This window comes from Desulfovibrio desulfopostgatei (assembly GCF_053570645.1).
On record NZ_JBRBQS010000002.1, the window covers coordinates 3,303,060 to 3,328,414 of the forward strand.

Sequence of the window (25,355 nt, forward strand, 5' to 3'; positions counted from 1 at the left end):
AGCGCCCCCGGCGCGCAGGCGACAGACACATTGAACTCTCGACCGGAACCGCGTATTGCGGTTCCGGCCTTGCATATTTCCCCCCAACCCTCTCCGTTCTGGCGGCAGGGATATTTACAAAACGACATACCTACCTATTTCTCACAGGTCGACCGAGTGGTCTGTGAACGGGCCTTGCCCGGCGATAAAAGGAGGCACTCTATGTGCGGCATTATCGGTTATGCGGGTCACAGGCCTGCGGTACCCGTTGTAGTTGAGGGCTTGCGCCGTCTGGAATACCGTGGGTACGATTCTGCGGGCGTGGCTTTTGCCCGTCAGGGCGATCTGCATGTGGTGCGCGCCACCGGCAAGCTGGCCGCGCTGGAAGAAAAGCTCGCCCACGAAGAAGGCGTGACCACCCCCACGAGCGCCATGGGCCACACCCGTTGGGCCACCCACGGCGTGCCCGCCGAGCGCAACGCCCACCCCCACCGTTCCAACGATGGCACGCTCGCCATTGTGCACAACGGCATCATTGAAAATTATCAGGAAATCAAGGCTGACCTGACGGGCAGGGGCTATACGTTCAGCTCCGAGACAGACACCGAAGTGCTGGTGAACCTCATAGCCGAATGCCGCAAGACCGAGCCTGACCTGTTGCACGCTTTTGCCGCCGCCCTGCGCGAAGCGCACGGCGCATACGCGGTCTGCCTTATGGACAAAAACGAGCCCGGCGTCATCTACGCCGCGCGCATGTCTGCTCCGCTTATCTTTGGTCAAGGCACGGGCGAAAACTTTGTGGCGTCCGACATCCCGGCCTTTCTGCCCTACACGCGTCAGGTGGTGTTTCTCGAAGACGGCGAGCTGGTGCGCGCCACTGCTTCTGACTACGCCATCATGCGCCTTAAGGATCTGAGCCCGGTGCAGCCCGAGCCGCAGACCATCCAGTGGGACATGCAGGCCGCGCAAAAGGGCGGCTACCGTCACTTTATGCTCAAGGAAATTTTTGAGCAGCCCCGCGTTATCACCGATGGCCTCACTGGCCGCATTGAAGGCGACCACAGCGATGTGCGCCTTGCGGAGCTGGACAGCCTGCCTGTGCCGCGCCGCCTGCACATCGTGGCCTGCGGCACGTCTTACCATTCCGGCCTGTGGGGGCGGCATCTGCTGGAGCATTGGGCGCATGTGCCCGTGCAGGTGGAAATCGCCTCCGAGTTCCGCTACCGGGACACCCTGCTGCTGGACAAGGACGACATGGTGCTCGTCATCAGCCAGAGCGGCGAAACCGCCGATACTCTGGCAGCCCTGCGCATTGCCAAGGAAAAGGGCGTGACCGTGCTTGGCCTGTGCAACGTGGTGGGCTCGTCCATTGCACGTGATGCCTCCGCCGTGCTCTACACCCAGGCCGGGCCTGAAATCAGCGTGGCCTCCACCAAGGCCATGTGCAGCCAGATGCTCATGCTGGCCCTCATGGCCCTGTACTGGAGCAAGCGCAACGGCACCATGTCTGCGGACGAAAGGCGCAAGATAATCCACATGCTGGAAAACCTGCCCGCGCTGCTGGACGCCTCGCTGCCCGCCATGCACGAAAAGGCGCGCGAGCTTTCGCGCAAGTACGCCCAGGCCCGCAACTTCTTCTATCTTGGGCGCGGTCATTGCTACTCCCTGGCTCTGGAAGGCGCGCTGAAGCTCAAGGAACTTTCGTACATCCATGCGGAAGGCTACGCGGCTGGCGAAATGAAGCACGGCCCCATTGCCCTGATTGACCCCTCGTTCCCCACTTTTGCCCTGGCGCTGGATGATGTCCTGTTGCCCAAGGTGAAGTCCAATATGGTCGAGGTGCAGGCCCGGCAGGGCAAGGTTATCGCCCTGACCAACGAAGGCTTTGACCTTGGCGCGGAAGATACCTGGGTTATCCCTTCCCTGCCCGCTCCTCTGGCGGGCTTTATGGCTCTGCCTGCGCTCCAGCTTTTCAGCTATGAAACTGCCGACTACCTCGGCAAGGATGTGGACCAACCCCGCAACCTGGCCAAGAGCGTAACGGTGGAATAGACATATCAGCCCCCGGCGGGAACTGCGTCGCCGGAAAAACAGTTGCCCCGCGCCTGTCGTGCAAATATATCCGCCGGCAGGCGCGGGGCTTGCTGTGGTGCATCTGTTGTCCGGCCTGTCCGGTGTCTGATATTCGATTCAGTCATATCCGGCAGGCAATTGCCGCCTAATGCCCTGATTCTGTGCGGCTTGCCTAGTGCGGGCAAATTGGGCATAATCCGGCTCTGTAACCTTTCAGGCCTTTGCGGAGGCGCACATGCAGCCCGAGATTCTGCTTTTCGACATAGGCAATACATCCATCAAGATTGGGCTGGGCAACGAGCGTCATGTGCTGACCTCGTACACCCTGCGCACCGATACCGCCCAGTCGGCGGACAATTTTGGTCTTACCCTTCTCACTCTTTTGCAGCATGCGGGCGTTGCGCCAGCGCAACTCAAGGCCTGCGTTGCGTCTTCTGTGGCGCCCGGTTTTGACCCACTGCTGCGTGAGGCTGTGGCCCGCTATGTGGGCTGCCCCTTGCAGCGCGTGGGCAAGGAACTGCCCGTTCCGCTTGAAAACCGCTATGAACGCCCCGCGGAAGTGGGCGCGGACAGGCTGGTGGGGGCCTACGCTGCACGCCGTATGTATCCGGAAACACCTTCTCTGCTTATTGTCGATTTTGGCACGGCAGTGACCATTGACTGCGTGAGCGGCGATGCCTACATGGGCGGCCTGATATTCCCCGGCCCGCGCACGGCCCTGACCGCGCTTTCGCGCGAGGCCGCCAAGCTGCCGAGGGTCAACCTTGACGTGCGCGCCAACGAGCCTACGCCGGGCCGCAATACCACCACCAGCATCCAGCACGGTCTTGTTTTTGGCTTTGCCTGTATGGTCGAGGGCCTCACACAGCGCCTCAAGAGGCAGATGTCCGGCCCGGTCAAGGTGCTTGGCACAGGGGGCTTTGCCTCTTCCATCGCCCGAGTCAGCAACGTGTTTGATCAGGTGCTGCCCATGCTCCTGCTCGAGGGCCTGCGCAGGCTGCACTACGAAGAACCCGGCACTGACGAATAGCGCCATGAATCCAGCCCGCCTGTCAGGCGGCTCACTGACAAATTTTCTGATCGACATGATCCGCAGACCACCGGCCTTTGCCCGTGGCAAGCATTTTCGTAAACAAGCCCGCCAGGGCAAAAGGAGTAGACAATGAGCAGCATTGCTTCTGTTTATGGCCGTGAGATTCTCGATTCGCGCGGCAACCCCACTGTTGAAGTGGAAGTGACGCTGGAATCCGGTCACAGTGCCCGCGCAGCAGTGCCCTCCGGGGCCTCCACGGGCAGCCGCGAAGCCCTGGAAATGCGTGATGGCGACAAGAGCCGTTTTGGCGGCAAGGGCGTGACCAAGGCCGTTGACAACGTCAACGGCGAAATCGCCGAAGCCATTGTCGGCATGGACGTGCTGCGTCAGGTGCAGATCGACAACACCCTTATCGATCTTGACGGCACTGACAACAAATCCCGCCTTGGCGCCAACGCCATGCTGGGCGTTTCCATGGCCTGCGCGCGCGTGGCTTCCGAATTTCTTGGCCTGCCGCTCTACAAGTATCTTGGCGGCATCAACGCCAAGGTGCTGCCCGTGCCCATGATGAACATCATCAACGGCGGCGCGCATGCTCCCAACAATCTGGATATTCAGGAATTCATGATCATGCCCGTGGGGGCCATGACCTTCCGTGATTCCCTGCGTATTGGCGCGGAGATTTTCCACACCCTTCAGGCAATCCTCAAGAAGGACGGCCACGTGACCAGCGTGGGCGACGAAGGCGGCTTTGCCCCCAACCTGAAGAACCATGATGAAGCCTTTACCTACATCATCAAGGCCATTGAAGAAGCGGGTTACAACCCCGGTTCCGAAGTGGCTCTGGCCATCGACGCCGCGGCCAGCGAATTTTATAAGGACGGCAAATATGTGCTTGGCGGTGAAGGCAAGACCTTCAACAATGCCGAAATGAGCGACTGGCTGGCCGAATTCACCCAGAAGTACCCCCTCATCTCCATCGAAGACGGCATGGCCGAAAGCGATTGGGACGGCTGGGGCATGCTGACCGCCTCTCTGGGCGACCACATCCAGCTGGTGGGCGACGACGTGTTCGTGACCAACCCCGGCATTCTGGCCGAGGGCATTGATCAGGGCGTGGGTAACTCCATCCTTATCAAGCTCAACCAGATCGGCACGGTTACGGAAACCCTGGACACCATCGAAATGGCCAAGGAAGCTTCGTACAGCACCGTTGTTTCGCACCGCTCCGGCGAAACCGAGGACAGCTTCATTGCCGACCTCGCCGTGGGCGTCAACGCCGGGCAGATCAAGACCGGTTCACTTTGCCGCTCCGAACGCATGGCCAAGTACAACCAGTTGCTGCGCATTGAAGAAGAGCTGGACGATGATGCGGACTTCTTCGGCCCCATCATGGCCGAATACTATCTCCAGGCAGAAGACGAAGACTAGGTTTCTCCGCCCGCAGGTCAGGCCGCGCTACGGCAGGGTCTGCGGGCTTTTCACAAGCTGATCGCGTATGGACCTCCAACCCGCGCGCAACCATATTGGAAGGGCGCGGGTACCACCAGCGACCGTCGCACCGGCCGGGCGCGGCGGTCGCCCTGTTTGCGGCGGCTATCTTATTTTTTGGAGTTTGACATGATCTTGATTGACGGCAAAAAAACCGCCGCCGACATCCGGGCGGAACTTGGCGCGGAAGTGGCCGCCGCACGTGCCGAGGGCCATCGTGCGCCGGGCCTTGCAGTTATCCTTGTGGGCGAAGACCCTGCCTCGCAGGTCTATGTGCGCAACAAGGAACGCGCCTGCGCCGAAGCCGGTATTGTTTCCTTTCCGCACCATTTGCCCGCCACCACCAGCCAGCAGGATCTGCTGCGGCTCATTGCCGAGTGCAACGCCAATCCCGCTGTGGACGGCATCTTGCTGCAACTGCCACTGCCCAAGGGCCTGGACGCGCAGGAATGCCTGCTGGCCATTGATCCGGAAAAGGACGTGGACGGTTTCCACCCTGTGAGTGTGGGCCGTCTTTCGCTGGGCTTGCCGGGTTTTGTCTCCTGCACGCCCGCCGGGGTCATGGAGCTGCTGCGCCGCTACGACCTGCCCACCAGTGGTAAGAAAGCCGTGGTTGTGGGCCGCTCCAACATTGTGGGCAAACCGCTGGCCATGCTGCTGGCCCGTTCTGGCCGTTTTGGCGATGCCACGGTGACCGTATGCCATTCGCGCACGCCCGATCTTGCCGAGCAGTGCCGTCAGGCCGATTTTCTGTTTCTTGCCATGGGCAGGCCCCGCTGCATCACGGGCGACATGGTGCGCCAGGGCGCGGTGGTCATTGACGTGGGCATCAACCGCACTCCCGAAGGTCTGTGCGGCGATGCTGACTTTGCCAGCGTAAGCCCCAAGGCGCATGCCATTACGCCTGTGCCCGGCGGCGTTGGCCCCATGACCATTGCCATGCTGCTGGGCAATACCGTGCAGTCATGGCGGCAGCACCGGGCCTGATCTTGCCCGCTGGAGGGAGAGCGCATGGAATTCAGGGATGCCGTAAAAATCTGCCTGACCAAGAAGTATTGCAGCTTTAAGGGCCGGGCCTCGCGCTCCGAATTCTGGTGGTTCTGCCTGTTCACGCTGCTGATCAATATTGCAGTGGCCATTGTGGGCGCTATTGCGCCAGCGCTGGCTTCCATCATCAGTGCCGTGCAGGCCCTGTGGCTGCTGCTGCCAACGGTGAGCGTGTCAACGCGCAGGCTGCACGACCGCGACCTTTCCGGCTGGTGGCAGGCACTGCCTGCGGTCTTGATGCTGCCTGGCCTGATCGGCCTGGTGACTGATGCCGAGTGGCTGTATATTATGGCGCCCCTGGCCGTGGGCATTGCGAGCATCGGGCTGATGGTCGTATATGCGCTTAAAGGAACCTCCGGACCCAACCGTTTTGGCCCTGATCCACTTGACGACAGCGGGGTCTGAGGGCCAACATAGCATGGTTGTGCCGCCCTTCGGCGACAACAGGCGAAAATCCGCGCCAATGGCCCATTGCAGGCCATCTTGCCAGACGTTCGGCTATAGCGTATGGCCCGGTCATCATCTGCCATATTGAGAGGGCAACTATGTTTCGCAACGCAAAGAATGTCGGTTACTATATGATTGGTTCGGGCAGCCTTGCCCAGCTTGGCGATCTGATCGGCGCGCGCCGCGCCGCGGTGAACGGCCCTGCCGTGTTCTTTATTGACCATTTTTTTGAAGGCAAGGATCTCATTGCCAAGCTGCCCGTGGAAAGCAAGGACATGGTGGTCTATGTGGACACCACCAACGAGCCCACCACTGACAGCATTGACGGCTACACCGACAAGGTGAAGGCCTTCCTTAACGGCACGGCCCCTTGCGCCCTGCTGGCTTTTGGCGGCGGCTGCGTTCTTGATACCTGCAAGTGCGTGGGCAACCTGCTGAACAACCCCGGCAAGGCCGAAAACTATCAGGGATGGGAACTGGTCAAGAACCCCGCTCCCTACAAAATCGCCGTTCCCACCCTTTCCGGTACGGGTTCCGAAACCTCGCGCACTGGTATCATCTGCAACGAGGAAAAGAACATCAAGCTGGGCATGAACAGCGACTACACCATGTTTGAACAGGTGCTGCTCGACCCTGACCTGACCGCCAGCGTGCCGCGCAACCAGTATTTCTACACGGGTATCGACACCTACATGCACTGCTTTGAGAGCATCACCGGCTCTTACCGCAACGTGGTGGTGGATTCCCTGGCTGAAAAGGCCATTGACCTCAGCAAGCAGGTCTACCTTTCCAGCGACATGATGAGCGATGAAAACCGCGAAAAGCTCATGATCGCCTCCTTCCTGGGCGGCATGGCCGCCGGTTTCGTGGGCGTGGTGCATCCCCTTTCCGCTGGTCTCAGCATGGTGCTGCACATGCACCACGGCATTGCCAACTGCCATGCCCTCACCGTGCTGGAAGACATCTACCCCAATGAATACAAAGACTTTATGGCCATGATGGAACGCCAGGGCATCGACCTGCCCAAGGGCATCTGCCAGGGCCTTACCGATGCGCAGTACGATGCCCTTTACGGCGCCAGCATTGTGCACGAAAAGCCCCTTTCCAACCGCCTTGGCCCGGATTTCAAAAAGATACTCACCAAGGAAAACGTTATCGAGCGCTTCAAGCGCATGTAGCCACGCACGGCGCAACCAGCGCCTCCGCTTGCAGTGATAACCGCATATTGTGCGCCGTCGGGCCTTCCGGCGGCGCATTTGCCACAAGGAGTCCTCATGGACCTTAAAGTGAATTTCAGTGGCCGCGCCATCCGCTACACGGAAGAAGAAATCGCCGTAGTTGTTGATGTCATGCGCAATGCCGACACGCTCACCCAGGGCGTGCACATGCGTGATTTTGAAAGCAAGTTTGCCAGCTATCAAGGCGTTGCCCAGGGCAGCTGCTTTGTGACCATGAACGGCGTTTCGGCTCTGGAGCTTTCGGCCCAACTGTGCCGCTTCAAGCCCGGCGATGAAGTGGTCATGCCTTCGCATACCTTTACGGCCTCTGCCTACCCCTACATCAAAAAGGGCGCCACAATGGCCTGGGCTGACGTTGACCTTCTTACCCGGGTCGTTACAGCCGAAAGCATCGAAAAAGCCATTACGCCCCGCACCAAGGCCGTTGTGGTGGTGCATCTGTACGGTTATGTGGCAGACATGGTAGGCATTGCCGCCCTGTGCAAAGAGCGCGGGCTTATCCTCATCGAAGATGCGGCCCAGTCCATCGGCTCCGAGCTGAATGGCAAAAAGGCTGGCAGTTTTGGCGACATGGCCGTTTTCTCCTTCCATTCGCACAAGAACCTCACCACCCTTGGTGAGGGCGGCATGCTCTATGTGCGCGATCCCAAGCTGGCGGCCCTGGTGCCAACCCTGCGCCACAACGGGCATTGCGGCTATGATTTTGAACGGCCCGACTACTGGAAGCCCGCCATGGGCAACGTTGATCTGCCCATGCTGGACGGGGAACCCCTGCAGCCCAACAACTATTGCCTTGGCGAAGTGGAATGCGCGCTTGGGGCAAAGCTGCTTGAGCGTATCGACGCCATCAATGACGAAAAGCGCGCCCGCGCACTGCGCTTCATTGATGCGCTGGCGGATTTTCCCGAGCTGGAGTTCCACCGCGAGGATTCGCGCCGCCACAACTATCACCTGCTGGCCGCGCGCATGACCACGGGCACCGAAGCCCGCGACCGCTTTATACGCGCCATGTTCAATGAAAAAGGCGTGAAGTGCGTGGTGCAGTATATTCCGCTGGACCGCTACGATTACTACCGCCGTCTGGGCATGGGCAAGGCCGACTGCCCCAATGCCGACACCTTCTTTGACGCCATGATTTCCTTCCCCTTCCAGCACTGGCTGACGGATGAGGAATTTGACTACATGCTGGCTTCCACCCGCGAGGTTCTGGCCAGCCTGCGCTAACGCGGTCTGTATTGCCCCGGACGGCATCGGTTTCACGATGTTGTCCGGGGTTTGCTCACTGCGCCCTGCTCCTTCCGCACAGCCGAGAACACACGTGAAAGAACGCTGCATCGTCATACCTGCCATCAAGAAAAATGCCGTCATTCCTGACCAGCTTGTTAAAAAACTGGCCGGGGTTACGCTTGTGGAACGGGCCGTCAATACCGCGCGCGGCGTCTTGCCCGGCGATGATATTGTTGTGCTGACCGACAGTCAGGAGATCGCGCTCATCTGCGAACGCGCGGGCGTGCGGCACCACTGGAACAAGGATCTGCGGTTCACCAGCCTTGATATTGTTACCGAAATGCGCGGCCTGCTGACAGAGCTTGCGCGGGAATACGAGCATTGCATGATTTTGCGCGCCTCCTGCCCTCTGCTCACATGGGTGGATGTGGAAGACGCCTGGAAGCGCTTTCGCGAGGCGCAGGCCGATAGTCTGGTGACGGTCAAAAGCATGCGCCAGCGCATCTGGAATGTGCAGGGCGAAGGGCTTGAGAGCCTGCTGGACGAAGACGCCGGGCACGACAGCGAAAAAATGCTGGTGGTGGAAAGCCGCGCGCTGATCATTTTGCGGCTTTCACTGCTGGACAAGGCCAACGGCCACACGCTTGGGCGCGGCAAGATAGTGCCGTATTTTCTCAACGACAGGGCCATTGAAATTCAGGGCTATCAGGATTGGTGGATCTGCGAGCACCTTTTGCAGCGGCGGCATGTGGTCTTTGTGGTGGCTGGCTGGCCCGCCATCGGCATGGGGCATGTGTTCCGCGCGCTGATGCTGGCGCACGAGATCACCAATCACAAGATCAGCTTTGTCTGCACGCGCGAGAGCGAGCTGGCGGTGGAAAGCATTGCCCGCAAAGACTACAAGATCGTGCGCCAGGGCAACGAGGAGCTGGCAGACACTGTGCTGCGCATGCGGCCCGACCTGGTGGTCAACGATATTCTGAACACCACGGCGGCCTATATGGCGCGCCTGACCACGGCTGGCGTGCGCTGCGTCAATTTTGAGGATGAAGGCCCCGGCGCGGACTGGGCGCGGCTGGTGGTCAACGCCCTGTACGAAGACAGGGACAGCAACGAGCGCCTGCGCTACGGGCCGGATTATTTTTGCCTGCGCGATGAGTTTCTGGGTGCGGCGCGCAATCCCTTCCGCCCTGAACTCAGAACAGTGCTCATCACCTTTGGCGGCACGGATCTCAACGACTGCTCGCGCCGGGTACTGGACATTATCGAACCCATCTGCCGGGCCTACGGCATCCGCATCCGCCTTGTGGCGGGGCCGGGCTATGCCCACAAGGACGCCATGGAGGCGCATCTGGCACGGCTGGATAACCCGCTGGTGGAATTTACCTGGGCCACCAACGTCATGAGCCGCATGATGGAAGGGGCCGACCTCGCCATCTGCTCCGCAGGGCGCACGGTGTACGAGCTGGCTCACATGCGGATTCCTTCAATGGTGCTGGCCCACCACGAGCGCGAGGCGCGCCACACCTTTGCCCGCCCACGCAACGGCTTTGCCTTTGTGGGCATTATGGACAGGGTCAGCGATGCCAAGATTCGCAATGTTTTTCTGGCCATGCTCAAGAATCCCCGGCGCAAACGTTTTTGGGATCGCCAGAACGCCCTTAATTTTACGGCCAACAAGGGGCGCGTTGTAGCCCTCATGCAGAATATCCTGCAGGAAGGCGCAGCCGCCCCTCAGGCGGCGGAAAATGCCGCTCCCGCAGAACCGCAGCAAGCGTAACATGCTCCACAAAGGAACACCCATGCGCAAGACCGGCAAGGTTATAGCCATTGTTCAGGCCCGCCTCGGCTCCACGCGGCTCCCCATGAAATCGCTGCTCTGTCTGCGCGATGTGCCCGTTATAGACTGGGTAACGCGGCGGCTGGCGCAGGCGGCAAAGCTTGACGGCATCATGGTGGCCGTGCCGGATACGCCCCTTGACCGTGTACTCATGGAGCATCTGCAAAGGCGCGGCGTGCCCTGCGTTGCCGGTTCGGAGGACGATGTGCTGGCGCGTTTCTGTCTGGCGGCCCGCACGGCGGATGCCGGGCGTGTGGTACGTGTGTGCGCCGATAATCCGCTCATCTGGGCCGGGGCCATTGACCGGCTGGTGGATTTTTACGATCAGGGCGGCTGGGACTATGCCTATAACCATATTCCGCGCAACAACCTCTGGCCAGACGGCCTTGGTGCGGAAATCCTTTCACGCGATCTGCTGGAAGAACTGGACGCCAAGGCCGCCCAGACCTCGCAGCGCGAGCACTGTCTCAACTACATATGGGACAATGCCGCCAGCTTTAAAATAGGCACGTTTGATCCGGAAGAAGACTGGCTGCGCCGCCCCGAACTCAAGCTGGATATGGACAGGTCTGACGACTTCTGCCGTCTGGCGCTCAAGCCCATCCACCCCGACATGGACGCAAGGGACATTGTGCGCGTGTTTGGCTAGGGGCCTTTTCCCAATAATTCTTTTGGCCAGTCACTGCGCCATCCAGCATTTTTTACTCCAGTCATGGACAGAAAGCGTAGTCTCCTGTCGTAAAAAACACTGTTTTCCTTGTACTCGGCGCAAAATTTTTTATTGAGAAACAACCCCTAGTTTGGTTCAGGGATGCATGCTCAAGCCCCCAAGGTGTTTTTTGGCCCGTAATATGGGCTGGGAGACTCCTTGGGGGCTTTTTGCGTGGTGATTACAGATATGGCGAAAATATCCAGCAGGCGGCATTGCGCAGCTTGACGGGCAAGGACAGGGCTGCAAGGTAATCCCTGGTGATTTCGCGTCCCGTGATGATAGCCCTGTCGATGTGGGCGGTAATCTGGTCGTGCACATCCGGGTTGAACACTTCCATGTTCAGCTCAAAGTTCAGACGCAAGCTGCGGGCGTCCAGATTGGCCGAACCTATCTGTGAATAGTAGCCGTCCACGGCCAGCAGCTTGGTGTGAGCAAAGGGGGGCTGCTGGTACCATACGCGCACGCCTGCTTCCAGCAGGGTGGGCAGCAGGCGGTATTGCGCCCAGTGCACGTAGAACAGATTGTTTTTTTCAGGCAGCACAACGCGCACGTCCACACCGCGTTGACCGGCGGAACGCAGCGCGGAGACAAGCCCGTGCGAGGGTAGAAAGTAGGGCGTCATGATGCGCACGGAGCGGCGGGCCGCATTGATGACGGCGCAGTAGATGTCGTTGAGAATGTCCGCCTCTGAGCCGGGGCCGTCCATGATGATGCGGCAGCGGCTTTCGCCGCGCGGCAGGGTAGTGGCTGGTGGCAGGGGCGTGTAGTTGTTGGTGCAGAACCCCCAGTTGAGCAGAAATGCGCGGCGCAACTGGTCCACAATGGGGCCTTCGCACTGAAAGTGCATGTCCTGCACATACTTGGTCTTGCCTGCGGCGATGTTGTCGTCCGCTATGTTCATGCCGCCGGTAAAGGCCACTGTGTCGCACACCAGCATTTTGCGGTGGTTGCGCAGGTTGATGCTGAAATTGGGCGGAAACAGGCGCGGCGGCATGAACAGGGCCACGCGCACTCCGCGTTGGGCAAGCTTTTTCCACGGCTTGCGCACGGAATAGAGCATGCCGATGCCGTCCACCAGCAGGCGGGCGTCCACGCCGCGCTCCGCAGCGCGGGCCAGGGCCTCGCCAAAGGCCGTTGCAACCTGGCCTGCGTTGAAAATATAGGTGCAGAGAAAAACGTGGTCCTTGGCATTGTCTATGGCAGCAAGCATGGCCGGGTAGGCCTGATCACCATTGCGCAACGGGGTGACGGCATTGCCGGTGCTCAGGTGCTGCTCGGTGAGTACACGCCCGATGTGTTCCATACGGGCTATGCTGTCAGGGATATTTTCCGGGGGAACCTTGGAAAAGGGCGGATGGGCGTAATCCGGCTCCAGAGGCTGCTGCCGCCGCATGATGCGGCTGGCCCTGCTTTCTGCTCTGCTGATGCCAAAACAGGCATACAGGATGGGGCCTACAACAGGCAGAAACAGGGCCGTGACAGTCCAGCCAAGGGCCGCGCGGGGGTCGTGTTTGGTCAGCAGGGCATGGCAGACAGCAACCCACGAAAGTATGTGGGCGACAATAAGGCCCAGTGTTTCAAAAAATAGCAGCATTGTTTTCCCACAGTGAGAGCGCGTCAGCAGTGGGTGCGCGCGGTTAAAGGCCGGGCGGCGCGGCGTCTGCGTACAGGGCGGGTTAGATACCAGCCTTTACAAACTATTGCGCCGCCTCAGCCAGCACAGATGGCGCGGCGCCTAGCGGCGTATGGCCAGCAGCGGCGTGTCGGTATTGCGCAGCACACGCTCTGTGATGGAGCCGAGCAGCATGTCTTGCAGCCCGTCGCGTCCGTCAGTGAACATGATGATAAGATCGGCATTTTCCTCATGCGCCACGCGAATGATGGTTTCAGCCGTGGTGCCTTCTTCCACGCGGCAGCGAACAGACCCGGCGGGTTTTTCCATTTCCGCAGCTACAGTGTTCAGCAGGGTCTGTCCCTTGGCCTTCTGCTCCGCCAGAAGTTCGGCGTGGGCCTCGCCGCCCACGATCTGGGGCAGCGGCTCAAAAATGTGCAGGAGGACAATATCGCCGCAGGCAAGGTTTTTGGCGTGATTCAGGGCAGACTTGGCACGGTCCAGGCCGTTTTTGCCGCTCACAGGAATAAGAATGGTCTTGTACATGGCTTCCCTTGGGTCAAAGGTTATTGCAATGCTGGTTGCGCCTGAGGAACGTGGCCGATCAGCGGCGCGGTGTCAGGCCGATGCGGTTGCGTTCAACCGCCACGGCCAGCTCGGGCAGCAGGTCGCGTAGAGCGTTCATGTCATTGGCCTTGGCGGCGCGCTCCACGCAACGGGCCATACGGGCCAGCACGCGGAAGCCAAAGGCGTCAGATTCCGTGGCAATGCGGTTGGCCGCATCACCCACCACCGCGCAGCGCCGGTTTTTGAAGCCCTGTTGGGCATCGTCCATGGCGGCATCAAGCCGCGCCACAAGCTGCGGGATTGTTTGATCCGTTTCACGCGGGGCTATGGGCTGCACAGGAGCCTGCGGCGCAAATACGGTGGGCTGTGGCTCCACGGTTCTTTGCTCCGCAGGGGCCGCACGATGGATCACTGCCTCAGGGGCCTGTGCAGGTGCTGTTTCACCGGAGTGACTGCCTTGAGGCGCATGCTGGGCGTTGTCATGCCCGTTATGGCGCAGGGCTTCTGCGGCGCCTGCAATGAAATTCATAATGGAATTGCCAGTTGCCTTGCCCTTGAGGTGGGCGGCGGAACGCTGAGGTTCCGCAACTCCGGCAGATGACCCTGCGCGGGGCGTGCCAGCAAGTGCAGGGGACTCGGCCTGCACATCATCCTGACGTGGCATGGCCGCCAGATCCGCCATGAGATCGGGCTTGCCGCCAGGCAGAGGTTCGTTGTCAGCCCCAAGGGGGCGGTCGCCAGCGCTGCCCAGCAGTTTGAGAATGAGCCGCCCCGTTGCGGTGCGCGGCATTTCAACCTGACGGGAATGTCTTTCATCGTCAGCCTGACCGGAATCCTGCTTGGAACTCTGGTCGACCGTACCGGAGGCCTCATCCTGCCTGGCGGGCTTGGTCATGGGCATGGGTTCGCCCACCCATTCCCCGGGGTGCGCGAGACTGGGGCTGACATAGCTTTTTTCTTCTCTGGCGGGCGCAGCAAGCGGAGGAGTGGGCGCGGTGGCAGACAGGGCTTCCCGTGCGGGCGTCTGGGGCAGGCCTTGCCCAAAGCCTTGCCCAAAGCCTTGCGCTGGCCGGGGCGCAGACTGGGACGCAGGGCTGGCTGTTTTGATGGGGGTGCCAATGGGCATGGGTTCACCCACCCATTCATCCTGAAGGCTGTATGTATCCCATGCGCCCTTGCCAGCAGGCGCGGGAACATCAAAGGCTGCGTTGTTGACAGGAGACAGCGTGGCTTCTCCAGCCCTGCCTGTCATGGCCTTGAGAGGGTCGGCGCTTTCGGCGGCGGGTTGTTCTGCGGGCTGCTCTGCTGGTTCGGGCATATCTGGATCCGAAGGCAGGGAGGCCTCGAGAAATTCTGCCGGGGTAACTGTTTCCCTAGCAGCAGGGGTTGGGTCGGAATGCTGTTCCGGCTCGGGCCAGTCGAGAGTCTCGAGGGCCTCAGGCGTCTTGTCCGCCGGGGCAGACATTTGCTCCGTTGCTTCTGGAACAGGTGTAACTGCGGGCGTACCTGTGACGAGTTCCGCCTGTTCCACTGGTGCAGAGGCGGGGTTCTCTTGTTGCGCTGCCGCGTCCTCCGCTTCGGATTTCCGTGCTGGTTCAGGCTCAGGCTCGCTCGTCTGCGGGGCAGCGGGGGCTTCTGCCGCCCACTGCGGGCCTTCAAGGCCAGCCGAGGCCATAAATTCAGCGTCAGTGTTGTTCGCGGCCTGCGAGGGTTCCTGCTGCGGGCTTGCAGAGTCAGCTTCCTGCGGTTTTTGTGCCGATGGCTCAGGCAAAATCTGCGCAATAATTTCTGGCTGCTCTTCCGGCAAAGGTTCTGCATCGTCCTGCATACCCAAAGGCTCCGGCTGGGCCGCATCCGGCAAAATATCCAGCGGTTCAGCCTGCTCAGGTGCGGTCAGTCCTTCTACCGGGGATGCTTCTTTTTCGACCGGGGCCGCACCAGCAGGGGCAACATCGGCAGGAGCGGGAATAACGGCGGCAGGTTCCTCCATGGAAATTTCTGGAGTGTCCGGCATGGCGGCAAGCGCCTGCCCGGCATCCTGCGCAGAGTTCTCGGGCGGCAAAAGATCCGTCAGTTCAATGGGCGCATCTTCTTCTGCCTGAGGGGAATCTTCCATCATGGGCAGGAGCATGCCAGACTGGTCGGCGGTGCCAAAATTCAGTGATTGCGTGGACGACAGCAGCGTCAACGGTTGAGAATCCATGGATGCGCCAGTACCCGGCAGGGCATTCTGCAAGGAAGCATCGTGGCCGAAAAGGTCGGGTAGCTGGTTCTGCTCCTGCGCCTGGATGCTGGTGGCAGCATCGACGGATATGTTCTCGGGTTCGGGCGAGCCGACCTCGTGAACGGGCAGGGGAATATCCTCTGCGGGCGGCACTGGGGCACTTTCTTCTGCCGCAGGGTCAGGGGCCGACACTGCTGACACAACCGGTCCGTGGTCTGTAAATCCGGCTTCGTCCAGTACTTCGCGCAGGGTAGCGGCAAAGGCCTCCGCATCCACAGGTTCGAGCAGGGCGTGGGTGTAACCCGTGTCTGCCAGCTCATCCCAGCGGGTATTGTCCTTGGTGACGGCAAGGGCCTTGAATACGGGCAGCCCGACTTTGAGGGCTTCGGCTTCAAAGCGGCCCAGAGCGTCCGCCTCTGCGGGGCCGTCGTGGGGGTACTGGGCCACGAGCATGAGAGCGGGGGCCTCGCGATTGCATTCCAGCGCTTCGCGCATGCTGCGGGCCTGGGTGCTGTTGCAGCCGAGGGTGGTTATCATGTGGGCCAGCGCCTGACGGTCAACGGCGCTTTCGGCCACCACGGTAATGGTGGGCGCGCGTTGTGGTTCCGGCGTAGCTTCTGTTCCAGTTTCGTTCTCCAGCGGCTTCAGGCGCAGGGTAAAGGCAATGGATGTTCCCTGCGGGCCGCATTCCACATTGAGGTACCCGCTGTTGGAACCGGCCAGTTCCCATGCGCGGGTGAGCGCCAGCGAAGATCTGTCGCGCGGCGGGATGCCCGCCCCGGTGTCGGTCACGGTAAACAGCAGATGCCCCGGATCGGCGGTTTCGGGCACTCGGCGTACAGAAAGGTGCACAGCGCCTCTTGTGGTGGCCCGCACGGCGCTTTCAAGCAGCAGGCCGAGGGTTTCGCGCAGGGCTTTGGCCTGCCCTTCATACATGTGTCCCAGCAGGGGGGGCATGTACCACGCAAGACCGATGCCCGAGTTCTCGGCGGCAGTGGTCACGGCATCGTGCGCCTCGCGCACAAGGTGCTGCAGGTTGAAGGCCGTGCGCTGTTCGCCCACGCTGGTCTGGTCCAGCTCCTTGCCGGGGTTGTCAATAATTCTGGCAAGATCGCCAGCAGCGCCAAGCATGTTTTCAGCATACTGTCGCACCGCAGGGGGCAGGGAGCAATGGCCGAGAGCCGCGCCCTCGCGCATGAGGCGATCCAGCGGCGGGCGCAGCAGGTTCTCCCACATGCCTGGGTCAACGGCGGAGGCTGACTTTTTCTGGTTTCTGGCAGGCGCTGCAACTGGTTCCAGATCGGAATTGTCAGAAATATCCACCGGCAGGGCGGAAAAGTCAGCGGCGGTTTTGCCTGTAACGGCAGAGGGAGGCAAGAGACGCAGATTGGGGTCGTCCAGCGGAGTGTCAAGGCTGATGGGGCCATCATTGGGCCCGGCGCCAAGGCTGGAACTGATCAGCGCCGCATCCAGCGCGGCGGAGTTTCGTTTGTCCGCCGCTGCGGATTCGCGCTTTGTGGCTTTCTTGCCCTCTTCGGCCTGGGCAGCGTCACGCGGCAGGCCTGTTCCGGCAATGAGCAGGGCGCTCAGGGCCGTGCCCCACAGGGGAGCAGAGGCCAGCAGATTTGCGGCGTAGCCGTAATCAAGCCCCATGACGCCCGCAGTCACAAACAGGGGCGGCACAAGACAGCCCAAAAGAAAACGCCGTGCGCCGCCAAGGCCCATGATGGCCCCGCCAAGGGCGCTCAGGGTAAAGATCACCGTGCAGGCAGGCCAGAGGGAAAGAAAACGAATGCTCCAGCTAAAACCGGGAAGGAGCGGCAGCAGGGCCAGAGCCGCGCCCGGCAGGGAAAGCAATATAAACTGGGCGTCCAGCAGGGGCGAGCGGCCCCTCGTGCGCATAAGATGACGGCCAACGTGGGGCAGAAGCATAAGCGCCAGACCAGGCGCGAGAACCGCCAGAGCCTGATTAAGGGTTATGCTGCCGGAGCCGTAGGCTGGCATGCCAAATATGCCCTGCGCCAGTGCAACACCCACGTAAAGCGCTGTCCAGATGCGCCATTGGCCCCTTTCGGAGAGCCCGCGCAAAAGGCACAGCAGCATGACCACGGCAAGAGCCAGCAAGGCGGCAGTGCCCGCAAGGCTACCCCAGTTGGAGGCTGCGTCCTGCGGGCTGCGCAGCATGGGTGAAAACCAGATGCCCGGCAGGCCGTCCAGGCGGATATAGCAGGTGATCGGGTCGGCCCCCGGTTCGGGCAACAGCATCACATTGCGGTGACTCGGGAGAATCTCGCGCCATTCAACGCTGTCTGTCGCCGGGTTGGCGGCTGGTTCGTACAGAACAGGGTCAGCCGGAACATCGGGCCCAATGTCCAGCAGCATGGCCTGCGAGCGTCCCCCAGCGGGCAGAGGGGCCAGGGTAAAGCGCAGCCACATCACGCCGGTGACTCGCGGCAGTTCCTTGACGTTCAGGGGTTTGAACATCTGGCTGTTGGAAGGGGCGGCAGCCTCCTCCACATCCATGGTTCCCGTCACGTCAATAAAGTATTGCAGGTCGGGCAGCAGCGGCGTGTTTGCAGAACGCAACACGGGCGGAATCATGCCGCTGTGCGCCGTGGAGGGCGCTCCAATACCTGCGCAGATTATGCACAAAAAAAGGGCGCAGGCGCGCAGCAACGCACGCGAAATGCCGGAGGAAGTGAGAGTCATGGTCGTTCCGCCTGTATGATCACCGATCTATCTATGGTCTTTCCCCCTTCAGGCGCGAATGCGCCTCCAAATCCGATGCAGGGGGCGGTTTATCGTGCTGGGACGGCTTTTAGCCGCAGCGGCACCTAGCGCAGGTTTCTGATTACGTCAGAAACGGACTGCCCGTCAGGAGCGCGCGCAGCGGGGTTGACTGCCAGCAGACGTTGCCATGCCTTCATGGCGTCATCCTTGCGCTTGAGGTCGAAGTAAAGCACCACGCCCTCGTTGAACATGGCGTTTTCATGCCGGGGGTTCACGCTGGAGGCGCGGCGGAAACTCGTCACGGCCTTGTCGTATTCGCCAAGCTCGCGGTACATGATGCCAAGGTCTGTCAGCACATCGGCATTGTCGGGCGCAAGAGCCAGAGAACGTTCGTAGGCGCTGGCGGCCTTGCGCGACTGGCCGGTGTCAAAATAGAGGTTGCCAAGGTCTGTCCAGTTATGCGCGTCCTTTGGGTTGGCAAGGACATTTTGTTCCATGGAGGCGATTTTGGCTGCCAGCTCAGGCGGAATGGGAGGCTGGTTGTCCTGCTTGGCCTGGCCGGAAGGCTGAGCGGAAGGCTGCGAGGCCGTCTGCGTCTGGCCTGCGGGCGTCTGCTGCGCTGGCTCCTGCGTGAACACTGACGGCACAAGGCTGCCCACATAGACGCCCAGCACAAGGGCCACGGCGATGCCTACAAAAAAAACACCCTTGCTGACCTTGCTGATGCCGTGGGGCTGTTCAGCCTGGGGGGCTGTTTCCGGGGTGGATGTGGTGTCGGCGGGCGCGGAAGGCTGCACTGCCGTGGGAGTATCTGCGGACTTTTTTTGGGGCTTTTTGTTTGCCATGTATTCCTCGTGGCTTGGGAAATATCTTTATCCATCAGCCTACAACCGGAGGAAAAAAGAGGCAAGCCCGCAGCTTGCGCACCCCTGCGCCATCCCCCCGGTTCAGCGCGTCCGTCCACCGTGGACAAGGCGATATATACCAACAGAAGCCAAAACTACGATGCTCAGGGTCAGATACATGCCGCTGTAGCCCATTGAGGGGATAAGATGGCCGAATATGTAAGGCCCAAGGCCGATTCCGAGGTCAAAGAATATGTAGAATGTTGTGGTCGCCTGCGCATAGCGCGAGCGTGAAACCAGCGAGAGGGATACCGCCTGCCCCACAGACTGAAAGTTGGCAAAGCCCACGCCCAGCAGCAGCCCCGCGCCCAGCAGCATGGCTGCGCTTTCGGCGCGCGAAAGCACATACAGGGCCAGAGCCGTGAGCAGCAGGGCGGGGTACAAAATCACGTGTTCGCCGTGCCGGTCAAACAGGCGGCCGCTATGGGGCCGCGTAAGCAAGGCCGCCCCGGCGTAACACAAAAAGAATATGCTGGCGGTGCTCGTGAGGTCGTGCTCCGCCGCAAAAGAAGGTAAAAATGCCTGTATGCAGCCATAGCTCGGACATACGGCAAGAGCCACCAGCGAAAAGCGCACCACTCGCGGGTCAATATAGCTGTACAGGCTCAATACCGGGCGCGCAGGGTGGCGCATGGGCGGCAGGTTGCGCAAAAAGCAGAAAATACCCAGGCACAGCAGACTGATGCCCGCATTGAGCAGCATGAGGGTGTGGTATCCGTACCTGAGGGAAAGGAAAATGCCCAAAAATGGCCCAAGGGCCAGCGCCAGAGCGGCGCTCATGGTAAAAAGGCCTATGCCCAGACCATGAAAACGTACAGGAACAACGTAAGCCACAATGGCTCCTGTGGCGGTTCCGGCCACGCCCACGCCAAAACCGGCCGCAAAGCGCTGTACAAAAAGCATGGGGAGCGAATCCACCATAAAAAGGCCGCCAATGCTCGCGGTGAACAGCAGCAGCCCTGCCAGCAGGCAGGGCTTGCCCCCAAATGTGGAAAGCTGGTTGCCGGTAAGGAATCTCCCCACAAGGCAGCCGATGACCATGATTCCGGAGGTCAGCCCCGCTGTGCTCAGGCTGGTGCCAAAGGTTTTTTGCACATGGGCCGTGCCCGTGACAAAAATGAGATAGTAGTCCGTCATCAACAGCATGTTGATGCAGGTGACAACCAAAAAGCTGCCCCGGCAAATGGCGGCAAGGGCCTCGCGCAAACTGGCATCAGTCTGCTGGGCCGCGTGGAGGCGACGGTGTTTCATGGGCATGATCTGGCCTCGCTGACAGGGTTCAAGGCAGTTCGTTGCGCTCGCAACGATTTATGACCCTCTGCCCCTGCACTTGTCAAGGCAAGCACCACAAGCGTAGCCTTTTCCTGCGGTGCTGACTGCTGCTATCCATAGGGCGCAGGCTTGCAGAGTCTGCTGACAACCAGCCACAGGAATATGTCATGGAACTTGTCTATAAATGGATCACGCTGGCCAACCGGCATTACTACATGTATCTCAACCGCGCACTCGCACCCTTTGGCATCAATAGCAGCCAGTATCTGTTCATTCTCAACCTGTGCCGCGACCCTGGCATCACTCAGGACAAATTGCCCGAACGTATCTGCGTGAACAAAAGCAACGTTGCCCGCACTCTGGCCCAGCTTGAGAAGAAAGGGCTTATCCGGCGGCAGGTCAATCCTGGGGACAAGCGCACAGCCGCGGTTTTTCCCACCGAGCGGGCACGGGAGCTGTACCCGCGGATAATGGAAGTTATTGCAACATGGGATGATGCCGTGACCAGCGTGCTCAGCGCGCAGGAAAAGGAAAATCTGCTTGAGTTCATGCAGCGCGTGGCCGACAAGGCCGCGGCCCTGCGCGGGGCAAGCCCCGCGGCCCTCAGAAAGTAGGGCTGTTTTCGCTAAGCGCTTGTGTCTTGTGACCATTACGGGATATGTTGCGGCAAAGGCATTGCGCCTTGACATGTGTTTTGCGGGAGGAGCGCCATGCTCAGCGTTTTTGATCTGTTCAAGATCGGCATAGGGCCGTCCAGTTCCCATACCATTGGCCCCATGATTGCGGGCAAGGCCTTTGCGGGCGAACTTGCCGTTTTGGGCATGCTGCCTCTGGTAGGCCGGGTAAAGGTGGAGCTTTATGGTTCACTGGCGCTCACCGGCGAGGGGCACGGCACCATTGGGGCCGTGCTGGCAGGCATTGAGGGGGAAGAACCGCAGGAGGTGGACATTGCCCATATGGCCCGCCGTACTGCAGATCTGCAAAACAATGCCGACCTTGTGCTCATGTGCGCCTACACCATCCCTTTTAATTTTGAGCGCGATGTGTGTCAGCACAAGGGCATATTTTTGCCCAAACATTCCAATGCCATGACGCTTTCAGCCTTCAGCGCCGACGGCGCGCTGATATACTCCAAGAATTTTTATTCGATCGGCGGCGGGTTTATCCGCACGGACGATGATTTTGACAGCCCGCGCGAACTGTACGCCGCGCCCCCCTATCCGTACGAAAAGGCTTCGGAGCTTTTTGACATCTGCGCCCGCGAAAACAAGACCATCGCGCAGATCGTTATGGCCAACGAAGTATTCTGGCGGTCTGAAAGCGAGGTCAGCGAGCGCGTAACTGCCATCATAGACGTCATGCGTGAAGCCGTGGAGCGCGGTTGCTATACTGACGGCGTGCTGCCGGGCGGGTACAATGTGCGACGCCGTGCGCCCAACCTGCTGCGCAAGGTCAGCGCCCTGCAGGCAGCCGGGCGGCGCGACCTGAGCCTGTGGCCCATGCTCTACGCCTTTGCCGTGGCGGAAGAAAACGCCTCAGGCGGGCGCATTGTGACCGCGCCCACCAATGGCGCGGCGGGTATTGTGCCGGCCGTGCTGCTGTATTATCTGAATTTTTACCCCCACGCGACGGATGACGGCGCCCGTGATTTTTTGCTCACTGCCGGAGCCATTGGCCTGTTCTACAAGCTCAATGCGTCCATTTCCGGCGCGGAGGTGGGCTGCCAGGGCGAAGTTGGCGTGGCCTGCTCCATGGCTGCTGGCGCGTACTGCGCGGTTACGGGCGGCAACGTCAAACAGGTGGAAGTGGCGGCGGAGATCGGCATGGAACACAACCTCGGCCTTACCTGCGATCCTGTGGGGGGGCTGGTGCAGATTCCCTGCATCGAACGCAACGGCGTGGCCGCAGAGCGAGCGGTCAACTGCGCCCAGTTGTCGCGGCTGGAAGACGGGCGGCAGCGGGTGATCTCGCTGGATGATATTATTGAGGTCATGTACCGCACCGGGCTTGATTTGCAGTCCCGCTACAAGGAAACCTCGCTCGGCGGGCTGGCCGAAGCCGTAGCCAAGGTTATGGAACGCAAAAAGATGGTTCCGGGGGCATCCGGCAAATAGGCGTAAACGCACTTTTTTCCCCTTGGGGACGAGCTAAGAAAACGCGGCTGAGAAGCCGCGTTTTCTTGTTGATGGGTACAAGTGAGTTGAAAATATAATCAATCTTTAAGTATTTGCCTGGCAACAACCAGAATGGAGAAGTAAAACAGGCTGGGCAATGCTTTTGCAATGTAGAATATTTTATATTTATGTGGTAATGTACTTGGCGGATTTGTGTGAATTGTAAATTATCACATGCGATTTGTTGGCAGATATTGTAATTTGTGTTTTTTTGATGCAACAAGTCACAAGACTTATTATATTTTCGAATATATTTGAATTTATGACAGCATATCGACAAAATATAAAAAATAAGGGAGTGTTTTTTATACCGTGGCAGCATCTGGAGTAATGTGGACATATGCCTTACGTGGTGTCTGGTTAAACAGAGTGCCGATCTGGCGTATATTTAAATGTGCAGGACTCGAATATAATTGGATAAAAAGTACTAAGTTCTCTTTTTGTCCAGATTCAAGACATTACTGCAATGGATTTGATCATGCTTCATAGTGCTCTTTATGCTGCCTGTTGTGCGTCCTGAAACATGTAACACTGGAAGTGCAAGATGAAAAAAGTATGTTTTGCAATCGTGCTGGCGGCCGTGCTTGCCTTGCCCATGACTGCCTCGGCAAAGAGCGACAAGATAGATTTCGGCAAGCTGCCTTGCAGTTCGTTTGTGCAGTTGGACGCCCAGACCATGACCATGTTCTATTTCTGGCTTGATGGTTATGCCAGCGCCAAAACCGGCGACACGACCCTGGATGTCAACGCTGTGGAAAACAACCTGACCCAGATTATGAAGGTCTGCAAACAGAACCCCAAAAAGACCGTGCTTTCGGTCATTGCCGACTAATAGCGCAAGGGGCGGACCATAAGGCCCGCCCCTGTTTTTTGGAGAGAATACCTTCAGCGGTCTGCTATGGTTTTTTCAGGGGCAGATTTGCCTGACGGGGTGCAGCCGTATTTGCGGCGACAGCGCTGTCTTTTCCAATAGCAAAAAGCTTGTCCGCCAGCTTGCGGTGTGCAGCGGGCATTGCCAGAGCGTCCAGCTCTTGCGGCGTGACCCAGCGAGCCTCGGTGGCGGCGGAAAGCACCGGCGGCAGCGGCGGGGTTATCTGCGAGTCTGGTGCGTCCGCGCTGTCAAACTCAAGCCCAAAACAGTGCAGCGTCAGGCGGTAGGTGGTATATCCGTGCCGGATAATCCCGTGCTGTGCCGCCACACGCACGGCAAAGCCCGTTTCTTCCATAAATTCCCGCACTGTGGCCTGTTCCGGGCTTTCGTCCGGCTCAACCCGGCCGCCGGGAAATTCCCACAGATTGCCCCACACGCCCGCAGGCGGGCGCTTTTGCACAAATATTCTGTTGCCGCAGCGTAAAACCCCGGTCACGGCGTTGACGGGCGTGATGGTGGCTCGCTTCCCGGGCACCGGGCGCTGGTCTGTGATGCCAAGATGCAGGCTGATGCAGAACCGGGCCAGGGGGCACTCTGCACAGCGTGGCTTTTTGCTGCAAACAAGAGCTCCAAGCTCCATCATGGCCTGATTATGTTCCCGCGACCTGCCCTCGGGCACCAGCCGCAAGGCCCAGCGGTGAATGATGCCCGCCGCCGGGTTCTGCTTTACGGGGCTGTCCACATCAAAGATGCGCGCAATGACGCGCTCCACATTGGCGTCCACGCATGGCAGCTTTTCACCAAAGGCAATGCTTGCCACCGCGCCTGCCGTGTAAGGGCCAACACCGGGCAGACCTCGGATGGCTTCAAGCTCCGAGGGAAAAACGCCGCCGTGTTCCGCCATGATTTTACGGGCGGCGGTCAGGATGTGTCTGGCGCGTGAATAGTAGCCAAGGCCTTCCCACTGGCGCAGCACGTCTTCCTCGCTGGCGGCGGCGAGAGTTGCTATGTCGGGGAAGCGCTGCATCCAGCGGTTAAAGTAGCTGACGCCCCGCTCCATTTGGGTTTGTTGAAGCATGACCTCGGAAATCCATACTTCGTAGGGCGTGTAGTTGACCCGCCACGGCAGGCGGCGCTGGTTTGCGGCAAACCAGTCGAGCAGGGCGTTTTGCAGGTCGCCAAGGTGATTCTGGGGCGGCAGATGCGTGCTGGCAGCGGCCTGTTCCGGCATGCCCGGCAGTGTTGCCGGTTGGGGCTTGGAAGTCTTGCGGTTCATGCTCCGAAGCCTATACCGGGAAACGGGCATTGTCATCCGCGCTTCCATACCCTATATTCGCGCCAATGGCGGGGGAACGCCCGCTGTGCAGAATAACCATTCAAGGAGCACCCATGTCCGACAATCCTACGGTTTTGCTGGAGACCTCCTCCGGCGACATTCTTGTGGAGCTTTATGCCGACAAGGCCCCCCAAACCGTTGCCAATTTTTTGAAATATGTGGATGACGGCTTTTACGCCAACACCATTTTCCACCGCGTTATCCCCGGCTTCATGATTCAGGGCGGCGGCCTTGGCGCGCGCATGGACGAAAAGACCACCCGCGAGCCTGTGACCAACGAAGCAGACAACGGCCTCAAGAACGAGCGCGGTACCCTGGCCATGGCCCGCACCCGCGATCCGCACAGTGCCACCGCCCAGTTCTTCATCAATCTGGTTGACAACGATTTTCTCAACCACAGCGCCCCCACCCCTGACGGCTGGGGTTACTGCGTTTTCGGCAAAGTGACCGAAGGCATGGAGAATGTGGACAAAATTGCCAAGGTTAAAACCAAGACCGTGGGCTTTCATGAAAATGTGCCCACCGACATGGTGCTGATCACCGGGGCAAGCCGCTTCGAATAAATGGCGCGGCAGGC

At 59.9% G+C, this 25,355-nt stretch carries 19 protein-coding genes; 13 read left to right on the plus strand and 6 right to left on the minus strand.

Annotated elements, in window-relative coordinates; all coding sequences use genetic code 11:
- Positions 1-201: 201 nt before the first annotated feature.
- The 9 genes from glmS (at position 202) to ACUZ9Q_RS14395 (ending at position 11,024) form a co-directional block, all read left to right on the plus strand.
- Positions 202-2,031 (plus strand): glutamine--fructose-6-phosphate transaminase (isomerizing), encoded by a 1,830-nt coding sequence (gene glmS, locus ACUZ9Q_RS14355; protein WP_449248093.1) that lies wholly within the window; start codon positions 202-204, stop codon positions 2,029-2,031.
- Positions 2,032-2,287: 256 nt separating this feature from the next.
- Positions 2,288-3,082, plus strand: a complete 795-nt coding sequence (locus ACUZ9Q_RS14360) for a type III pantothenate kinase (protein WP_022659053.1) — start codon at positions 2,288-2,290, stop codon at positions 3,080-3,082.
- Positions 3,083-3,214: 132 nt separating this feature from the next.
- A complete protein-coding gene (eno, locus tag ACUZ9Q_RS14365) occupies positions 3,215-4,516 on the plus strand; it encodes a phosphopyruvate hydratase (RefSeq protein WP_192113155.1) in 1,302 nt (433 codons plus the stop codon).
- 189 nt (positions 4,517-4,705) lie between these two features.
- Positions 4,706-5,563 (plus strand): bifunctional methylenetetrahydrofolate dehydrogenase/methenyltetrahydrofolate cyclohydrolase FolD, encoded by an 858-nt coding sequence (gene folD, locus ACUZ9Q_RS14370; RefSeq protein WP_449248094.1) that lies wholly within the window; start codon positions 4,706-4,708, stop codon positions 5,561-5,563.
- A 24-nt stretch (positions 5,564-5,587) separates the two neighbouring features.
- On the plus strand, positions 5,588-6,028 hold the full coding sequence (locus ACUZ9Q_RS14375; protein ID WP_449248095.1) for a DUF805 domain-containing protein: 441 nt from the start codon (positions 5,588-5,590) through the stop codon (positions 6,026-6,028).
- 140 nt (positions 6,029-6,168) lie between these two features.
- Positions 6,169-7,248, plus strand: coding sequence for an iron-containing alcohol dehydrogenase family protein (locus ACUZ9Q_RS14380; RefSeq protein ID WP_411329959.1), 1,080 nt, complete (start codon positions 6,169-6,171; stop codon positions 7,246-7,248).
- A gap of 96 nt (positions 7,249-7,344) precedes the next feature.
- On the plus strand, positions 7,345-8,532 hold the full coding sequence (locus tag ACUZ9Q_RS14385) for a DegT/DnrJ/EryC1/StrS family aminotransferase (RefSeq protein WP_192113159.1): 1,188 nt from the start codon (positions 7,345-7,347) through the stop codon (positions 8,530-8,532).
- 94 nt (positions 8,533-8,626) lie between these two features.
- Positions 8,627-10,315: a cytidine 5'-phosphate N-acetylneuraminic acid synthetase gene (locus ACUZ9Q_RS14390; protein WP_192113160.1), complete on the plus strand. Its 1,689-nt coding sequence runs from the start codon at positions 8,627-8,629 to the stop codon at positions 10,313-10,315.
- A gap of 1 nt (position 10,316) precedes the next feature.
- Entirely contained in the window at positions 10,317-11,024 is a 708-nt protein-coding gene (locus ACUZ9Q_RS14395; RefSeq protein ID WP_225530015.1) for a cytidylyltransferase domain-containing protein, read from the plus strand.
- A 241-nt stretch (positions 11,025-11,265) separates the two neighbouring features.
- Here the strand turns inward: ACUZ9Q_RS14395 and ACUZ9Q_RS14400 are convergent, their stop codons facing one another.
- From ACUZ9Q_RS14400 to ACUZ9Q_RS14420, 5 genes are all read right to left on the minus strand, one after another.
- On the minus strand, positions 11,266-12,681 hold the full coding sequence (locus tag ACUZ9Q_RS14400) for a phospholipase D-like domain-containing protein (RefSeq protein ID WP_215647521.1): 1,416 nt from the start codon (positions 12,679-12,681) through the stop codon (positions 11,266-11,268).
- A 141-nt stretch (positions 12,682-12,822) separates the two neighbouring features.
- Positions 12,823-13,245, minus strand: coding sequence for a universal stress protein (locus ACUZ9Q_RS14405; RefSeq protein ID WP_192113163.1), 423 nt, complete (start codon positions 13,243-13,245; stop codon positions 12,823-12,825).
- Positions 13,246-13,303: 58 nt separating this feature from the next.
- Positions 13,304-18,199, minus strand: a complete 4,896-nt coding sequence (locus tag ACUZ9Q_RS14410; protein ID WP_449248096.1) for a response regulator — start codon at positions 18,197-18,199, stop codon at positions 13,304-13,306.
- Positions 18,200-18,324: 125 nt separating this feature from the next.
- Entirely contained in the window at positions 18,325-19,065 is a 741-nt protein-coding gene (locus tag ACUZ9Q_RS14415; protein ID WP_215647523.1) for a tetratricopeptide repeat protein, read from the minus strand.
- A gap of 102 nt (positions 19,066-19,167) precedes the next feature.
- Entirely contained in the window at positions 19,168-20,382 is a 1,215-nt protein-coding gene (locus tag ACUZ9Q_RS14420) for an MFS transporter (protein WP_297893179.1), read from the minus strand.
- A gap of 182 nt (positions 20,383-20,564) precedes the next feature.
- On the opposite strand from ACUZ9Q_RS14420, the gene ACUZ9Q_RS14425 reads away from it, so the two are divergent.
- The 3 genes from ACUZ9Q_RS14425 (at position 20,565) to ACUZ9Q_RS14435 (ending at position 23,403) form a co-directional block, all read left to right on the plus strand.
- Complete coding sequence (locus ACUZ9Q_RS14425) at positions 20,565-21,011, plus strand: MarR family winged helix-turn-helix transcriptional regulator (protein ID WP_215647524.1); 447 nt, start codon at positions 20,565-20,567, stop codon at positions 21,009-21,011.
- 96 nt (positions 21,012-21,107) lie between these two features.
- Positions 21,108-22,511: an L-serine ammonia-lyase gene (locus tag ACUZ9Q_RS14430; RefSeq protein ID WP_192113169.1), complete on the plus strand. Its 1,404-nt coding sequence runs from the start codon at positions 21,108-21,110 to the stop codon at positions 22,509-22,511.
- 604 nt (positions 22,512-23,115) lie between these two features.
- Positions 23,116-23,403, plus strand: coding sequence for an HdeA/HdeB family chaperone (locus ACUZ9Q_RS14435; protein WP_192113170.1), 288 nt, complete (start codon positions 23,116-23,118; stop codon positions 23,401-23,403).
- A 64-nt stretch (positions 23,404-23,467) separates the two neighbouring features.
- Here ACUZ9Q_RS14435 and mutY read toward each other — a convergent pair whose 3' ends face one another.
- Positions 23,468-24,718: an A/G-specific adenine glycosylase gene (mutY, locus tag ACUZ9Q_RS14440; RefSeq protein ID WP_308585536.1), complete on the minus strand. Its 1,251-nt coding sequence runs from the start codon at positions 24,716-24,718 to the stop codon at positions 23,468-23,470.
- A gap of 113 nt (positions 24,719-24,831) precedes the next feature.
- Here mutY and ACUZ9Q_RS14445 point away from each other — a divergent pair, with 113 nt between their 5' ends.
- Positions 24,832-25,341, plus strand: a complete 510-nt coding sequence (locus ACUZ9Q_RS14445; protein ID WP_233483490.1) for a peptidylprolyl isomerase — start codon at positions 24,832-24,834, stop codon at positions 25,339-25,341.
- The last annotated feature ends 14 nt before the right edge of the window (positions 25,342-25,355 follow it).

Coding starts and splice junctions, on each gene's coding strand:
- glmS (WP_449248093.1), top strand. CDS start 202: ATGTGCGGCATTATCGGTTATGCGGGTCACAGGCCTGCGGTACCCGTT.
- ACUZ9Q_RS14360 (WP_022659053.1), top strand. CDS start 2,288: ATGCAGCCCGAGATTCTGCTTTTCGACATAGGCAATACATCCATCAAG.
- eno (WP_192113155.1), top strand. CDS start 3,215: ATGAGCAGCATTGCTTCTGTTTATGGCCGTGAGATTCTCGATTCGCGC.
- folD (WP_449248094.1), top strand. CDS start 4,706: ATGATCTTGATTGACGGCAAAAAAACCGCCGCCGACATCCGGGCGGAA.
- ACUZ9Q_RS14375 (WP_449248095.1), top strand. CDS start 5,588: ATGGAATTCAGGGATGCCGTAAAAATCTGCCTGACCAAGAAGTATTGC.
- ACUZ9Q_RS14380 (WP_411329959.1), top strand. CDS start 6,169: ATGTTTCGCAACGCAAAGAATGTCGGTTACTATATGATTGGTTCGGGC.
- ACUZ9Q_RS14385 (WP_192113159.1), top strand. CDS start 7,345: ATGGACCTTAAAGTGAATTTCAGTGGCCGCGCCATCCGCTACACGGAA.
- ACUZ9Q_RS14395 (WP_225530015.1), top strand. CDS start 10,317: ATGCTCCACAAAGGAACACCCATGCGCAAGACCGGCAAGGTTATAGCC.
- ACUZ9Q_RS14400 (WP_215647521.1), bottom strand. CDS start 12,681: ATGCTGCTATTTTTTGAAACACTGGGCCTTATTGTCGCCCACATACTT.
- ACUZ9Q_RS14405 (WP_192113163.1), bottom strand. CDS start 13,245: ATGTACAAGACCATTCTTATTCCTGTGAGCGGCAAAAACGGCCTGGAC.
- ACUZ9Q_RS14410 (WP_449248096.1), bottom strand. CDS start 18,199: ATGACTCTCACTTCCTCCGGCATTTCGCGTGCGTTGCTGCGCGCCTGC.
- ACUZ9Q_RS14415 (WP_215647523.1), bottom strand. CDS start 19,065: ATGGCAAACAAAAAGCCCCAAAAAAAGTCCGCAGATACTCCCACGGCA.
- ACUZ9Q_RS14420 (WP_297893179.1), bottom strand. CDS start 20,382: ATGCCCATGAAACACCGTCGCCTCCACGCGGCCCAGCAGACTGATGCC.
- ACUZ9Q_RS14425 (WP_215647524.1), top strand. CDS start 20,565: ATGGAACTTGTCTATAAATGGATCACGCTGGCCAACCGGCATTACTAC.
- ACUZ9Q_RS14430 (WP_192113169.1), top strand. CDS start 21,108: ATGCTCAGCGTTTTTGATCTGTTCAAGATCGGCATAGGGCCGTCCAGT.
- ACUZ9Q_RS14435 (WP_192113170.1), top strand. CDS start 23,116: ATGAAAAAAGTATGTTTTGCAATCGTGCTGGCGGCCGTGCTTGCCTTG.
- mutY (WP_308585536.1), bottom strand. CDS start 24,718: ATGAACCGCAAGACTTCCAAGCCCCAACCGGCAACACTGCCGGGCATG.
- ACUZ9Q_RS14445 (WP_233483490.1), top strand. CDS start 24,832: ATGTCCGACAATCCTACGGTTTTGCTGGAGACCTCCTCCGGCGACATT.